The following is a 15,365-nucleotide window of genomic DNA, read 5'->3' on the forward strand; positions in this document are numbered from 1 at the left end:
GCTCAGTGCTGCACGTAGTCGTGGGTTCCGGCGGCGGTGCGCAGCTGGTGACGGCCGCGGCTCACCGAGCGCAACGTTCCGTTGAGGTAGTCCTCGAACTGGGCGAGTTTGTTGTCGACGTAGATGTCGCACTCGCCGCGCAACCGGTCGGCTTCGGCGTGTGCGGTGTCGATCAGCTTGGTGGCCTCGGCGTTGGCAGCCTGCACGACCTCGGTCTGGGAGACCAGTCGCTGCTGCTCCTTGATGCCTTCCTGGACGGCCTTCTCGTAGGACATGTTGCCGCTTTCCACCAGGCGGTCGGCCTCGGCCTTGGCCCGGCTGGTGGCCGCCTCGTACTCACGCTTGGACGTCGCAGCCAGCCGCGATGCCTCCTCGCGGGCTTCGTGCACCATGCGCTCGCTGTGCTGGCGAGCTTCTGCCACCATGCGGTCGGCCTGCGACTTGGCGTCGGCGAGCAGCCGGTCGGCCTCGGCGCGGGAGTGGCTGAGCAGGGAGTCGGCCTCCGCGGTGGCGTTGGCGACCATGGAGTCGGCGTGCTCCTTGGCTTCGCGCAGCAGCGCGTCGCGGGCATCGAGCACGTCCTGGGCGTCGTCGAGTTCGCCGGGGATGGCGTCCTTGATGTCGTCGACCAGTTCCAGCACATCACCGCGCGGAACGACGCAGCCGGCCGTCATCGGCACGCCACGGGCCTCTTCGACGATTGCGCTCAGTTCGTCGAGCGCTTCAAAAACTCGGTACACGGCGCCGCCCTCCTGGCGTAGTTGGTAGTGACCAGTGTGCCTGGTGTTACGCCTGTGACTGCGGTGCCGTGTCGGTGTGTCGGCCACCGAATCTGGCAGGACCACTGGTCAGAGGGCGGCCCACCCCGCACTCTCCGACCATTATGTGGCCCTGGCCGGACCGGAGGTGCCGATGCGCCAGAGTGCGTGAAGGTACGCCGGCGGCCGCGTGACGGCGTACCGACATGCACGCTCGCGGCGAAAGGTCAGCGGCGCTGCGCCAGCTTGGCCTGCAGGCGACGGTTCACCGCATCGGGCAGCAGCGCCGAGACATCGCCGCCGAGGCTGGCCACCTCTTTGGCCAGCGACGACGACACGAACGAGTACTGCGGCGTGGTCGCGACGAAGAAGGTGTCCACCCCGGCGATGTGCCTGTTCATCTGCGCCATCTGCAGCTCGTACTCGAAGTCCGTTCCGGTACGCAGACCTTTGACGATCGCGGTCAGGCCGCGCTGCTTGACGAAGTCGACGACCAGGCCGCTGCCGGACTCGGCTCGCAGGTTCGGCAGATGGCTGGTGGCTTCCTCGATCATCGCGATGCGCTCGTCGATGTCGAACATCCCCGACTTGTTCGGGTTGATCAGCACCGCGACGACCACCTCGTCGAACTGCGCGGCGGCCCGTTCGAAGATGTCGACGTGCCCCAACGTCACCGGATCGAACGACCCCGGGCAGACAGCGCCACTCATACGCAGACGCTAGCAGGCGCTCACGGCACCTCGGCGGCCTCAACCCGGGTGTCGCCGTAGCGCCGCGCGGGCCATGCCGTCCAGCCCGACGGCCAGCTCACAAGCGGCGAGGACACCGACCGCTCGACCACCACCACCGCGTCGGGCGCGACCCAGCCGTTGCGCGCCAACAGCTCCAGCATGGCCTCGACCTCGGCAGCGGGTACGTCGTAGGGCGGGTCGGCCAGCACCAGGTCCGCCGGCCGCGGTGCAAGCGCCGCCAGTACCGCGGCCACCGCACCGCGGCGCACCGTCGCACCGGCCAACCCGAGCGCCGCGATATTGCGGGTGATGACCGCGGCTGCGCGCGAATCGCTTTCGACGAACACCGCCGAGGCCGCACCGCGCGACAGCGCCTCGAGCCCGAGCGCTCCCGAGCCGGCGAACAGATCCAGGACGTGCAGTCCGTCGAAGTCACGCCGGGCGCCCAGGACGTTGAACAGCGCTTCGCGCACCCTGTCGGTGGTCGGTCGAGTTCCCTTGGCCGGCACATCGATTCGCCGGCCCCCCGCCACACCGGCGACGATCCGGGTCAGGATAATCCCCCGGTCGCTTCGCTCGCCCCCTCGCCTGCGGCCGGGCGGTACCCCCAGCCCGCCGGACCTGGACCCCCGATCACCACCAGCAGATCCCCGCCTTCGACACCGGCGGTGCTCGCGACCGCGACCCGGTTGACGACGCCGGCCTTGGGTGCGGTGATGGCCGCCTCCATCTTCATCGCCTCGATGGTGGCGATCGTCTGCCCGGCCGCGACCTCGTCGCCGACGGCCAGTCCGACGGTGACCACCCCGGCGAACGGGGCAGCGACGTGATCGGGGTTGGTGCGGTCGGCCTTCTCGGCGGTCGGCACGGTGTCGTCGATGCTGCGGTCGCGAACCTTCACCGGACGCAACTGGCCGTTGATGATGCACATGACGGTGCGCATGCCGCGCTCGTCGGGATCGGAGATCGCTTCGAGCCCGACGATCAGCTCGACACCGCGTTCGAGCTGAATGCGATGCTCGTCGCCGTGGCGCAGGCCGCGGAAGAACTGGTTGGCACTCAGCCCCGAGGTGTCGCCGTATTCCTCGCGGTGGGCCTCGAATTCGCGGGTCGGGCCGGGGAACAGCAGCCGGTTCAACGCGGCCTGGCGGGCCGGGCCGGGTTCGGCGAGCACCTTCTCGTCCTCGGCCGACAGCGGCTGCTCGGGCTTCACCGGGCCACGCCCCTGTAATGCCTTGGTGCGCAACGGTTCCGGCCATCCCCCGGGCGGGTCACCGAGCTCGCCGCGCAGGAAGCCGATCACCGAGTCCGGGATGTCGTGGCGGGCGGGGTCTGCGGCGAACTCCTCGGCGGTGATCCCGGCCCCGACCAAGGCCAGCGCCAGATCCCCGACGACCTTGCTCGACGGGGTCACCTTGACCAGCCTGCCCAGGATGCGATCGGCACCCGCGTAGGCGTTCTCGACGTCCTCGAAGCGGTCGCCCAGCCCCAGCGCGATGGCCTGGGTGCGCAGATTGCTCAGCTGCCCACCGGGAATCTCGTGGTGGTAGACGCGCCCGGTCGGCGCGGGAAGGCCGGCCTCGAACGGGGCGTAGACCCGCCGCAGCGCCTCCCAGTACGGCTCGAGGTCGCACACCGCAGCCAGATCCAGCCCGGTGTCGAACGAGGTGTGCGCGGCGGCCGCGACGATCGCCGACAGCGGCGGCTGGCTGGTGGTGCCCGACAGCGGAGCGGCCGCCCCGTCGACCGCGCTGGCCCCGGCATGCCAAGCCGCCGTGTAGGTGGCCAGCTGTCCGCCCGGGGTGTCGTGGGTGTGGACGTGCACCGGTAGGTCGAAGCGGCTGCGCAGCGCCGAGACCAGGGTGTGCGCCGCCGGCGGCCGCAGCAGGCCGGCCATGTCCTTGATGGCCAGCACGTGCGCGCCCGCATCGACGATCTGCTCGGCCAGCCGAAGCCAGTAGTCCAGCGTGTACAGCGTCTCGGCCGGGTTGGACAGGTCGCCGGTGTAGGACATCGCCACCTCGGCGACCGCCGTTCCGGTGTCGCGCACCGCGTCGATCGCGGGCCGCATGGACTCGACGTTGTTGAGCGCGTCGAAGATCCGGAAGATGTCGACGCCGCTGCGGGCGGCCTCGTCGACGAACGCGTGCGTCACCGTCTCCGGATAGGGGGTGTAGCCCACCGTGTTGCGGCCGCGCAGCAGCATCTGCAGACATATGTTGGGGATGGCCTCACGCAATGCGATCAGCCGCTCCCACGGGTCTTCCTTCAAAAAGCGAAGCGCCACATCGTAAGTCGCGCCGCCCCAGCATTCGATCGACAACAGCTGCGGCATCATCCGCGCGATGTAGGGCGCCACCATCAGCAGCCCCGAGGCCCGCACGCGGGTCGCCAGCAGTGACTGGTGGGCATCGCGGAAGGTCGTGTCGGTCACCCTGACGGCCGCAGAATCCTTGAGCCACTGCGCAAATCCCTCGGGACCGAGTTCGGTCAGGCGCTGCTTGCTGCCTGGCGCCGGGGTGGTGCCCGCGATATCGATCGCGGGCAGCTTGTCCTGGGGGTAGACCCGCTCAGAATCCCGGTACGGCGAGTTCACCGTGACCTCGGCGAGGAACTTCAGCATCTTCGTACCGCGGTCCGCCGACGTACGCGAGGTCAACAACCGCGGCCGCTCGTCGATGAACGACGTCGTGACACGGCCGGCCCGAAAGTCCGGATCGTCCAGAACAGCTTGCAGGAACGGGATATTCGTCGACACCCCGCGGATGCGGAACTCGGCGACCGCACGCATGGCCCGCGCCACCGCAGTCGGAAAATCGCGGCCGCGACAGGTGAGCTTGACCAGCATCGAGTCGAAATGCCCGCTGATCTCGGCACCGAGATGGGTGCCGCCGTCCAGCCGGACCCCCGCGCCGCCCGGGGAACGGTACGTGGTGATCCGGCCGGTGTCGGGACGGAACCCGTTGGCCGGGTCCTCGGTGGTGATACGGCACTGCAGCGCCGCACCGTGCGGGCGCACCGCGTCCTGGGACAGGCCCAGCTCCGCCAGTGTGGCCCCGGCGGCGATCTTCAGCTGCGAGGACACCAGGTCGACGTCGGTGATCTCCTCGGTGACGGTGTGCTCCACCTGGATTCGGGGATTCATCTCGATGAAGACGTGCCGGCCCCGCTCGTCGAGCAGGAACTCGACCGTGCCCGCACAGGTGTACCCGATGTGCCGGGCGAAGGCGACTGCGTCGGCGCAGATGCGTTCGCGCAGAACCTCGTCGAGATTGGGTGCCGGGGCGAGCTCGATCACCTTCTGATGACGGCGCTGCACGCTGCAGTCGCGTTCGTAGAGGTGGATGACGTTGCCGTGGGTGTCGGCCAGGATCTGGACCTCGATGTGGCGCGGATTGACCACCGCCTGCTCGAGGAACACTGTCGGGTCGCCGAAGGCGGACTCCGCCTCGCGGCTGGCCGCCTCGATCGCCTCCGGCAGGGCATCAGGATCGCTCACCCGTCGCATCCCGCGCCCACCACCGCCGGCGACGGCCTTGACGAAAAGGGGGAACTCCATGGTCGCCGCGGCGGCGACCAACTCGTCGACCGATGCCGAGGGCACCGAGGACGCCAGCACCGGCAGCCCGGCCTCCCGGGCGGCGGCGATCGCACGCGCCTTGTTGCCGGTCAGCTCCAGGATGCCGGCCTCGGGGCCGATGAAGGTGATGCCCGCCGCCGCGCACGCCGCGGCCAGTTCGGGGTTCTCCGAGAGGAATCCGTATCCGGGGTAGATCGCGTCGGCCCCGCACGTCAACGCCGTCTCGACGATCTCGCCGACCGAGAGGTAGGCCCGCACCGGATGGCCGATGTCGCCGATCTGATACGACTCGTCGGCCTTGAGCCGGTGCAGAGAATTGCGATCCTCGTAGGGATAGACGGCAACCGTGCCGATGCCCATCTCATAGGCGGCGCGGAAAGCGCGGATCGCGATCTCACCGCGGTTGGCGACCAGGACTTTGGAGATCACAGTCGGACCCTATCCTCAGTGCACATTCGACGCTGCTAGATCAACGTCGACCAGTAACTCCAAAAGCGAACCAGGATCAACAGAATCACCGCTGTGAACCACAGCGTGACGATCGACCAGCGCCAGGTGTAGATGCCGCGCAGCACGGCGTTTCCGGCCAGTGGGCGCAGCGCGATCGATGTGACCACCACGAACAGCGGGATGGTTACCGACCACACCACCATGCAGTACGGGCACAGCGCGCCGATGACGTACAGCGACTGGTAGATCAGCCAGTGCACGAACACCACACCGAGGCCGGTGCCGATCATCAGACCCACCCAATACCACTGCGGCAGGCGGACTTTGGTTACCGCCAGCACGCCGGTCACGATGGCGACCGAGAATCCGGCGATACCCATCAGCGGGTTGGGGAAGCCGAACACCGACGCCTGGTGGGTCACCATCACCGAGCCGCACGACAGCACCGGGTTGATACTGCAGCTCGGCACGTAGGCCGGGTTCTTCAGCATCTCGATCTTCTCGATCGTCAGCGTCGCCGCCGCCACGAAGCCGATCACACCGGCGATCAGCACCCACCAGGCACTGGTTGCGCGCACCGAGACCCCGGCCGTACTGCCCGCCGATTCGGCGGGTTCAGTCGGCCCGACGGGTGCCGGCGTCGCCACGCTCACGGTGCTGCGGGTGCCGGGGCGGGCGGAGCCGGGGAGGACGCCGGCGCCAGCGCGTGCACGTTACCCACGATCGCCTTGACCTTGGCGATCAGCTCATCCGGCGAGGCGGGGCTGATGTCCTGGCCGTTGAGCCGGATCGTCGGGGTGGCGGTGATCTTGGCCGCCGCCGCCAGGCCGTCGACCATGTCGCTGTACTTACCGCCGTTGATGCACGACGAGACCTTGTCGGTCGGCACCCCGGCCTGCCGGGCGGTCTCGATCAGCCGGGCGTTGTCCGGGGCACCGCCCGCACCTTCCTCGGGCTGCATGGCGAACAAGGCGGAGTGGTAGCGGGTGAAGGCTTCCTTGTCCGCGTCGCCGACGCAGTAGGCGGCGTTGGCCGCGCGAGTGGAGTAGTTGTCGTTGAGCCGCGAGTTGAGGATGGCGACCGAGTAGTAGTCGGCGGCGATGGCACCGGCGTCGACCAGCTTGCTGATGGTCGGGCCGTAGGCCTTCTCGAAGTCGCGGCAGTGCGGGCACTGGAAGTCCTCGTAGAGCGACAGAACGGCCTTGGGCTCGTCACTGCCGTCCTTCTTGATCAGCGCGGACGAGGTGATCCGGACGGCCTGGGCGTCGCCGGCGGCGGTCTTCTTGTCGTGGCCCATCACGATGTAGAGCACCAGGGCGACGGCGAAGATGACGACGATCGCGGTCAGGCCCAGCTGGATAGCCAGGTTGCGCTTGCGGTCCGCAGCCTTCAGGTCGTAGCGGGGCGTGCTTTTCTTGTTATTGGCCACGGGTCGGGAGATCCTCGCTGATTCAGGACTGGCGTGTTGGCCTCTTAAGAGTACCGGCGCGGTGCCGGCTTCCGGTCAGGCGCGGGCCAGGTGGGCGCGCAGCGCCGAGATCATCTCCGCGTTGGCCCCGGCGACCTGCCCGCCGAGTGCATTGAGATTGAGGAAGGCGTGGGTCATCGACCCCATCCGCCGCGCATCGACGACGACGCCGGCGTCCTGCAGTTTTGCCGCGTACTGCTCGCCCTCGTCGCGCAGCGGATCGAAGCCCGCCGTGATGACCAATGCGGGCGGCAGCCCGCTGAGGTCATCGGCCAGCAGCGGCGATACCCGCGGGTCGGCGGCGTCCAGGCCGGACCCCCCGAGCAGCGATTCGGTGAAGAAGTCCATGTCCTGGCGGGTGAGCAGGAAACCGTCGGCGAACAGCGTTCGCGACCGGCTCTGCCCTCGGAAGTCGGTGACCGGATAGATCAGCCACTGCAGCGCAGGTCTGGGCCCGCCGGCATCGCGGACCCGCAGAGCCACCAGGGTCGCCAGGTTCCCGCCGGCGCTGTCGCCGCCGACGGCCACCCGGTCGGGGTCGGCGCCGAGGTCGGCGGCATGCTCGCACGCCCACAGGTAGGCCGCGTAGCCGTCGTCGACGGCGGCCGGGGCCTTTTGTTCGGGCGCCAGCCGGTAGTCGACGGCCAGCACGTGGACGCCGCCGTCCCGGCAGATCAGCCGGCAGGCCGCATCGTGGCTTTCCAGGTCACCGACCACATAGCCACCGCCGTGATAGAAGACCAGCAGCGGCGCCCGGCCGTCGCCCAGCGGGCGGTAGTGCCGGGCCGGGATCACCCCCGCGGGCCCGGGTATCGACACCGCAGCCGTGCCGGCCACCAGGATGTCCGGCTCGTCGAAGCTGGCAGAGAGTTGTGCCGTCTGCACGCGGCTGGCGACCGGGTCGCCGCCGGCGCTGAATCCGGTCAGCCCCTGCAACCGCTGCGCGGTAGCCAGCATCTGAAGCGACGGGTCGAGGGTGTTTCCGTCGATCGTGACGGCCCGCCCGCCGGAGACCAGCCGCTTGAGTCCACCCGGTAGATGCGGGATCGCCTTCACCCCGGCCCGGTTGCCCACCGCGAGCGCCTTCTGCGCCAGGGGGCCTCGTTTCGCTGCCATGGCCTCAGCTTCGCACAGGGCTCGATTAACGGATTCGACAATTACTCGGGCCCGCGCCGCGCGGTGCCACGGCCCTGATCAGACGTGTGTCGTGCTGGGTACTATCCTCAGCGGCGACGTCGGTGACCCGCGATCTGGGAGGTCACCGGCGAATGACCTTCGACAGCACAGGCAGGTGACATGGCACCGGCGGCCGAGATCCCCACCGTCACACTCAACGACGACAACACCATCCCCGTGATCGGGCTTGGTGTCGCCGAGTTGTCGCCGGATGAGGCTGAGCGGGCGGTGACCGATGCCCTGGCTGCCGGCTACCGCCTGATCGACACCGCCTCGGTCGGTGGCAACGAGGAAGCCGTCGGCCGGGCCGTCGCCGCCTCCGGTGTCCCGCGCGACGAGCTGTTCATCACCACCAAGCTGGCCACCGCAGACCAGGGTTTCCAGGCCTCGCAGGACGCCATCAAGGCCAGCCTCGAACGCCTCGGCCTCGACTACGTGGATCTCTACCTCATTCACTGGCCCGCCGAACAGAACGGCAAGTACGTCGACGCATGGGGTGGGCTCCTGCGGATCCGCGAGGACGGCTACACCAAGTCCATCGGCGTCTCGAACTTCACCCCCGAGCACCTGTCGAACATCATCGATCTGTCGTACTTCACCCCCGCGGTCAACCAGGTCGAGCTGCATCCGCTGCTCAACCAGGCTGAGCTCCGTGCCGTGCACGCCGACTACTCGATCGTCACCGAGGCATACAGCCCGCTGGGCGTGGGCAAGCTGTTGGAGAACCCGGCGATCGCCGCGGTGGCGGCCGCCCACGGCAAGTCCCCGGCGCAGGTGCTGATCCGCTGGAGCCTGCAGCTGGGCAACGTGGTGATCCCCCGCTCGTCGAACCCGCAGCGGATCGCCGAGAACATCGACGTGTTCGACTTCGAGCTGACCGCCGACGAGGTCGAGACCATCAACGGTCTCGACGACGGCACCCGGTTCCGGCCCAATCCGGACACCTACACCGGCGCGTAGCTCGGCTACCGATCCCGCTGGCGGACAATGCCATCGGCGTCACCGGCTGTTTTCGACCGCCGGGTGGAGCTGACGGTTAGGCTGCCGCGAGGTAATACCGATTGGTTGAAGAGGAATCTCGATGAGCCAAGACACTGGCACGTTTCCCGCCCATGATCCCGCCGGCTGGCGGCAGCTGCCGGCGTCGTACACGCCACTGAACCCTGCGCGGGTCTCGGCACTGATGGCCAAGGAGTGGGAGCGGTACGCCAAGACCACTCCCGGCTCGGCCGATCACGCGGCCCGGTCGAGCAAGACGTTGCCGCTGGGCGTGACCAGTAGCTTCCAGTACTGGGATCCGTATCCGATGGGTGTGAAGTCCGCCCGCGGCGCCTACGTCACGGACTGTGACGACCGTCAGGTGCTGGACCTGTCGATGGGCTTCGGCGCGATGCTCGTCGGCCACCTCAACCCCACGGTGGTCGCCAAGGTCAAGGAGTCTCTCGACGACATCGGCACGCTGTTCGTGACCCCGTCGCCGGTCTCGACCGAGGTTGCCGAGAGGTTCAAGCAACGCTTCGGGCTGGACATGTTGCGGTTCACCAACTCGGGCACCGAATCGACGGGCTATGCGGTGCGCACCGCACGCGCCTACACCGGCCGCAAGGCAATCGTGAAGATCGAAGGCGGCTACCACGGCGGCTACGACGGCCTTTCGGTGTCGGTCAAGCCCGACCTTTCCGAAACCGGTCCCGCGGACAACCCGACCCCGCAGGTGCCCTTCGACGTCGAGCCCGGCGAAGTGTTCGTCGTGGCCTACAACGACCTCGGCCAGATGGAACGCGTCCTGGCCGCCAACGCTGCACGCATCGCGTGCGTGATCATGGAGCCGGTCATCGAGAACCTGGGCATCGTGTTGCCCGACGCCGGCTATCTTGCCGGGGTTCGCGAACTCTGCGACGCGCACAACGTGCTGCTGATCTTCGACGAGGTCAAGACCGGCCTGACCGCCGGCGCCCATGGCGCGGCCGCCCGTCTGGGCGTCAAGCCGGACCTCATCACGTTGGCCAAGTCGATCGGCGGCGGCCTGCCGCTGGCCGCCTTCGGCGGCACCGCTGAAGTCATGCAGGCCGTCGTCGACAACCGCATGGCCCACTTCGGCACCTACAACGGCAACCCGCTCTGCATGGCCGCGGCGGCCGCGGTCGACGAGATCGCCACCCCTCAAGCGTTGGCGGCGGCCGAACAGGTCAATGACAACGCGATGGAGGCGATGGACACCATCATCCGCGAGTACGAACTGCCGGCCCACACCGTCGGCTTCGGCGTCAAGGGCGCGGTCACCTGGTCACCCACCCCGATCCGCAACTACCGCGACTACAAACTCAGCACCGACTTCGAGGTCGCCGAACTGGGTTGGTTGTGGGGTATCAACCGTGGCGTATTGACACCGCCCGGCATGGACGATCAGTGGCTGGTGTCGCTGGCGCACACCGACGCGGACATGGACAAGTGGGTGGGCGCGTTCGGTGAGCTGGCCAAGGAGCTACGCGCCTAGCCGCTGGGACAGGAACTGGCCGCCTCGCGCAGTTCGTTCGCCGAGCTCTCGTCGACGGGCAGGGCGTAGCCGCGCAGCACCGCGATGAACTGCATCGCGTACTGGCACCAGAACGCGTGATTCGGCGGCATCCAGCTGCCCGGACCCTGGTCGCCCTTGTCCTGATTGGCCTGCCCGGCCACCGCGATCAGGTTGGCCGGATCGTTGGCGAACCGAATCCGCATGGCATCCGGCCAGTCCCGCGCGCCCATGTCCCAGGCATAGGCCAGCGGCACGATGTGATCGATCTGCACGGCGGCACCGACCTGGGCGCCGCGCACGAACGAGATGGTCTCGTTGGTGTACGGGTCGTGCAGCACACCGCTGGCCACGGCGTGGGGGCAGCGGGTGACCGACACGTAGGCCTTGTCGACGAGGTCGCGGTCGAGGATGTCGTTGCGGGTGTCGCAGCCGTTGTGCCCCAACGGCGCACCGTTGTCGTCGTCCCAGGCGTCGCCGAACGCGGCACGCCGATAGTCATAGCCGCGTTGCCGTTGCGGCACAACGACAATCCCGGCCAGTACATCGGAACCGGGGGCCACGGTGGGAACGTCGGCGCGGGCCGTCAGTTCCCGCTCGTCACCCGCGGCGCTGACCACCTGGACGGCGACGATCACAGCGAGCGCGGTGATCGCCGCCAGCCAGATCAGGTGGACGCGTCTCACGCCTTGTCCAGGAAGTCGACTCGATCCGAGCCGGTGAACTGTCCGGCCAACACCGCCATACCCGCGTCCGTGGGATTGGCGGCATACAGCTGCTGACAAAGCTCCCTGGCCTCGACGATCAGGTCCAGATGCTCGGCCAGCGACAGGAATCGCAGCGTAATCGGGCGCCCGGATTGGTTGAGCCCCAACACATCTCCCTCGCGGCGCTCCTGCAGGTCGAGGTCGGCCAGCACGAACCCGTCCAGGGTGCCCGCGACAGCATTGAGCCGCTCACCCGCTTTGGAACCCTCCGGCAGTTTGGTGGCCAGCAGGCACAGGCTCGGATGCGAGCCGCGACCGATCCGGCCCCGCAACTGGTGCAGCTGGCTGATCCCGAACCGGTCGGCGTCCATCACCACCATCACCGTGGCGTTGGGTACGTCGACACCGACCTCGATGACGGTGGTGCACACCAGGACATCGATCTCACCGGCGCGGAACGAGGCCATCACCGCGTCCTTCTCATCGGCGGAGAGCCGGCCGTGCATGAGCCCGAGCCGCAGCGCGGCCAGCGGCCCGCCCTTGAGGCGGTCGTAGAGCTTCACCACCGTCTCGGCGGGCGGCCCGGCCTGCTCGCCGCCAGTCTTGTCGTCCTCATCGATACGCGACGCCACGACATAGGCCTGACGGCCCGCCGCGACCTCCTCGGCGATCCGCTGCCAGGCCCGGGACAGCCACTGCGGCTTGTCCGTGACGAAGATCGTGTTGGTGGTGATCGGCTGGCGCCCGCGCGGAAGTTCGCGCAGCGTCGAGGTTTCCAGGTCGCCGTATACCGTCAGCGCCACAGTCCGCGGGATCGGCGTGGCCGTCATCACTAGAAGGTGCGGGGTCAGCCCCTCAGGAGCCTTGGCCCGCAACCGATCTCGCTGCTCGACACCGAACCGGTGCTGCTCGTCGACAACGACGAAGCCCAGGTTGTGGAACTCGACCGCGTCTTGGAGCAGCGCGTGGGTGCCGACGACGATGCCCGCCTCACCGGATGCCACTTCGTCGCGGACCTGACGTTTCTGCGCCGCCGACATCGACCCGGTCAGCAGCGCGATCCGCGTCGCACCCTCGGCGCCGCCGAGCTGCCCGGCCATCGCCAGCGGCCCCAGCACATCGCGGATGGACCGGGCATGTTGGGCGGCAAGGACTTCGGTGGGCGCCAACAGTGCGCACTGATACCCGGCGTCGACCATCTGCAACATCGCCAGCACCGACACGATGGTCTTGCCCGACCCCACCTCGCCCTGCAGCAGCCGGTGCATCGGTTTGGTCGCGGCCAGCTCATCGCAGATCACGCCGAGGACCTCGTGCTGGCCGGCGGTCAACTCGAACGGCAACCGACCCATGAGGGCGGCAGCCAGGCCGTCGTCGCGCCGTGGCGCGGGCGGGCCGGACTCGGCCAGCTCGCTGTTGCGGCGCTGGGCCAGCGCCCACTGCAGCCCGACGGCCTCGTCGAACAGCAGCCGGTGGCGCGCCTCCTCCCGCTCGGCATCGTTCTCGGCGAGATGAATAGCCCGCAGAGCGGAGTCTTCGTCGAGCAAACCGTAATGGCGCACAACGCTTTCCGGCAGCGGGTCAGGGATCGGATCGAGCACTGCGAGCACCTGACGCACGCAGGCGTAGATCTCCCAGCTCTGCAGTTTGGAGCTGGCCGAGTAGATCGGGAAGAAGTCACGTTCGAACGCCGACATCGAGAACTCACCGGTCTCGGCCTTCGACACGTCGGCGATGGTCTTGAGCGACTTGCTGCCGAACTGGCGATCGCCGTTGGGTGAGCTGAGCACCAGGAAGTCGGGGTGGGTGAGCTGCATGGTGCTGCGGAAGTAGCCGACCTCGCCGGACAACATCAGCCGGGTGCCCTCGACCAAGCCCTTCTTGAGGTACTTGGCGTTGAAGAACGTCGCGGTGACCTTGCGCCGCCCCTGATTCAGGGTGATCACCAGGTATTCGCGCTTCGGGCTGCGGTTGGTCCAGCGCACCTCAGCCTTGTCGATCTCGCCGACGAACGTGACGTGTTCGCCTTCTTCCGGGGGCACCTCGTCTTCGCCCCAGACCGTCATGCCGTGGCTGTACTTGCGTGGGTAGTGCCGCAGCAGGTCGTCAACGGTCCGGAAGCCGAACACGTCGTCGAGCAGGCCGGCGGCTTTGGCGCCGACGATCCCGTCCAGTCGGTCCGTGAGCCCGACCACGGCTACTCCACCCCGATCAACAGTGCGTCCCCGCGGTGTCCGGTGCAGTACGTCACCAGCTCGATGCCCGGATGCCTGCGGTGCACATGCTCGGTCAGCGCGTCGGCGATGTCCGGGTCGATACCCTGGCCGATCAGCACCGTCACCAGTTCCCCGCCGGACACCAGCAGCAGGTCGATCAGCCCGGCGGCCGCGTCGGTAACGTCCTTGCCGACGACGAGCACCTCGTCACCGGCGATGCCCAGACCGTCGCCGGGATGGCAGGTGCCCGCCCAGGTGAGGGCCTGCTCGGTGGCGATCCGCACCGAGCCGTGCCGGGCCGCTGCCGCGGCGCGGGCCATTGTGTACCCGTCGTCGACCGCCTGGCGACCGGCATCGTGAACGGCCAGCGCCGCCAGTCCCTGCACCATCGAGGCGGCCGGCAGCGCGACGACGTCGATCCCCCACCCGATCCCCGCGGTGGCACCGGCCACCATCTCTTCGGCGGCCACATAGCCGTTGGGCAGCACCATGACCTGGGCGGCACCGGTATCGACGAGGGCACGCAGCAGCCGGCGGGCGCTGATCCCGTTGGCCGGGTCCGCCGACACCAACTCCGGCCGCAGCACGAAAGCGCCCTCCTGGCTGAACAACTCCTCTGCGCCGTCGCCGTCGACGACGGCGAGCACCGCGCGCTCACGGCTCCAGCCGCCCGGCGACACCCGGGCTGCACCGGTGGTCAGCACCGAAATCTGGATCTTGCTGACCGCACCGACCGCCAGCCCGGCCTCCACGGCCGCACCGGCGTCGTCGGTGTGGACGTGCACCGAGTAGCGGTCCACCGACTCTCCCGCCGAGGCGGCGATACCCACCGAATCACCGAGTTCACCCAACCGCGTGCGCAGCGCCTCCACCGCCGCCGCGTCACAGTCGGCCAGCAGATACATCACCTCGAACTGCGGCGGGGCGGTGTCGGCCGGGACGCTCTCCATCGGCGGCGGCGCCGGTTCGTACGCGCGCCGATGCGCCGCGTCACCACCGATCGTCGCGGTCAATGCGTCGATCAGCACCAGCAAGCCACGCCCGCCGGCGTCGACCACCCCGGCATCGGCCAGCACGGCCAGCTGATCGGGGGTGCGCTCGAGGGCGGCGGCGGCCGCGTCGCCCGCCGCGGCGAGGGCGCCGGCCAGCCCGGCGCCCTCGGCTGCCCGATGCTCGATCGTTTCGGCGGCGGCCTGCAGCACCGAGACGATGGTGCCGTCGACCATCTGCCCGCCCATCGAGGACACCACTAACCCGACACCGTGGCGCAGCGCCGCCCCGAGCAGAACCGCGTCAATATCGGCCAGTGCGCCCTCGGTGTCGGCGGCAGCCGACGCGGTCACGTCGGCGAGCCCCCGGAGGATCTGAGACAAGATGACACCGGAGTTGCCGCGGGCACCGTGCAGCGCACCCTCCGACAGCGCCGCCGCCACCGCGGTCACGTCGCCCGAGCCGGCCGAGGACTTGGCTTCGGCCAGCGCCGACCGCATGGTGAACAACATGTTGGTTCCGGTATCGGAGTCGGCCACCGGGAACACGTTGAGCCGGTTGATCTCGTCGGTGTGAGTGATCAGGTCGCCGACGGCGGTATGGGCCCAGTCGCGCAGGGCTGATGCGTCCAGCCGTCGGTCCGGCATCGGCACCTCCCTCGCGATCCCTGGCACACCGCTTCCGTCGCGTCAGCCTAGCCAGTCGGCCCGACAGTTCGCCGTCACCGGCGAACCTTTCGGGCGTGCGGCATCAGCGCATCTCGATCAGCGTGAT

The 15,365-nt window shown here is 68.6% G+C and carries 12 protein-coding genes; 2 read left to right on the forward strand and 10 right to left on the reverse strand.

Annotation, left to right across the window (positions count from 1 at the left end; genetic code table 11):
• Positions 1-2: 2 nt before the first annotated feature.
• The 7 genes from sepIVA to HBE64_RS15570 form a co-directional block, all read right to left on the reverse strand.
• Complete coding sequence (gene sepIVA / locus HBE64_RS15540; RefSeq protein ID WP_167103854.1) at positions 3-740, reverse strand: cell division protein SepIVA; 738 nt, start codon at positions 738-740, stop codon at positions 3-5.
• A gap of 245 nt (positions 741-985) precedes the next feature.
• The gene (gene coaD, locus HBE64_RS15545; RefSeq protein WP_167103857.1) at positions 986-1,468 is read right to left on the reverse strand and encodes a pantetheine-phosphate adenylyltransferase; all 483 of its coding nucleotides are present in this window, start codon (positions 1,466-1,468) and stop codon (positions 986-988) included.
• A gap of 20 nt (positions 1,469-1,488) precedes the next feature.
• On the reverse strand, positions 1,489-2,043 hold the full coding sequence (gene rsmD / locus HBE64_RS15550) for a 16S rRNA (guanine(966)-N(2))-methyltransferase RsmD (protein WP_167109260.1): 555 nt from the start codon (positions 2,041-2,043) through the stop codon (positions 1,489-1,491).
• Positions 2,040-5,498: a pyruvate carboxylase gene (locus tag HBE64_RS15555; protein WP_167103861.1), complete on the reverse strand. Its 3,459-nt coding sequence runs from the start codon at positions 5,496-5,498 to the stop codon at positions 2,040-2,042. Before HBE64_RS15555 ends, rsmD begins: the two co-directional genes overlap by 4 nt.
• Before the next feature lie 35 nt (positions 5,499-5,533).
• Positions 5,534-6,172 carry a vitamin K epoxide reductase family protein gene (locus HBE64_RS15560; RefSeq protein WP_167103864.1) on the reverse strand — a complete coding sequence of 213 codons (639 nt, stop codon included), beginning with the start codon at positions 6,170-6,172 and terminating at the stop codon, positions 5,534-5,536.
• Positions 6,169-6,948: a thioredoxin domain-containing protein gene (locus HBE64_RS15565; protein WP_167103867.1), complete on the reverse strand. Its 780-nt coding sequence runs from the start codon at positions 6,946-6,948 to the stop codon at positions 6,169-6,171. The genes HBE64_RS15560 and HBE64_RS15565 overlap by 4 nt, the downstream gene beginning before the upstream one ends.
• Before the next feature lie 75 nt (positions 6,949-7,023).
• Positions 7,024-8,103: an alpha/beta hydrolase gene (locus HBE64_RS15570; RefSeq protein WP_167103870.1), complete on the reverse strand. Its 1,080-nt coding sequence runs from the start codon at positions 8,101-8,103 to the stop codon at positions 7,024-7,026.
• A gap of 180 nt (positions 8,104-8,283) precedes the next feature.
• Here HBE64_RS15570 and HBE64_RS15575 point away from each other — a divergent pair, with 180 nt between their 5' ends.
• Positions 8,284-9,123: an aldo/keto reductase gene (locus HBE64_RS15575; RefSeq protein WP_167103873.1), complete on the forward strand. Its 840-nt coding sequence runs from the start codon at positions 8,284-8,286 to the stop codon at positions 9,121-9,123.
• A gap of 121 nt (positions 9,124-9,244) precedes the next feature.
• Entirely contained in the window at positions 9,245-10,660 is a 1,416-nt protein-coding gene (locus tag HBE64_RS15580; RefSeq protein WP_167103876.1) for an aspartate aminotransferase family protein, read from the forward strand.
• Here HBE64_RS15580 and HBE64_RS15585 read toward each other — a convergent pair.
• Genes HBE64_RS15585 through HBE64_RS15595 form a run of 3 tightly spaced genes read right to left on the reverse strand, consistent with a single transcriptional unit; the run spans position 10,657 to position 15,238 of the window.
• Positions 10,657-11,364, reverse strand: coding sequence for an HNH endonuclease family protein (locus tag HBE64_RS15585; protein ID WP_167103879.1), 708 nt, complete (start codon positions 11,362-11,364; stop codon positions 10,657-10,659). The genes HBE64_RS15580 and HBE64_RS15585 overlap by 4 nt on opposite strands.
• On the reverse strand, positions 11,361-13,580 hold the full coding sequence (recG, locus tag HBE64_RS15590) for an ATP-dependent DNA helicase RecG (protein WP_167103882.1): 2,220 nt from the start codon (positions 13,578-13,580) through the stop codon (positions 11,361-11,363). The genes HBE64_RS15585 and recG overlap by 4 nt, the downstream gene beginning before the upstream one ends.
• Before the next feature lie 2 nt (positions 13,581-13,582).
• On the reverse strand, positions 13,583-15,238 hold the full coding sequence (locus HBE64_RS15595; protein WP_167103886.1) for a DAK2 domain-containing protein: 1,656 nt from the start codon (positions 15,236-15,238) through the stop codon (positions 13,583-13,585).
• Between the last annotated feature and the right edge of the window lie 127 nt (positions 15,239-15,365).

Source organism: Mycobacterium sp. DL592 (assembly GCF_011694515.1).
GTDB lineage: Bacteria > Actinomycetota > Actinomycetes > Mycobacteriales > Mycobacteriaceae > Mycobacterium.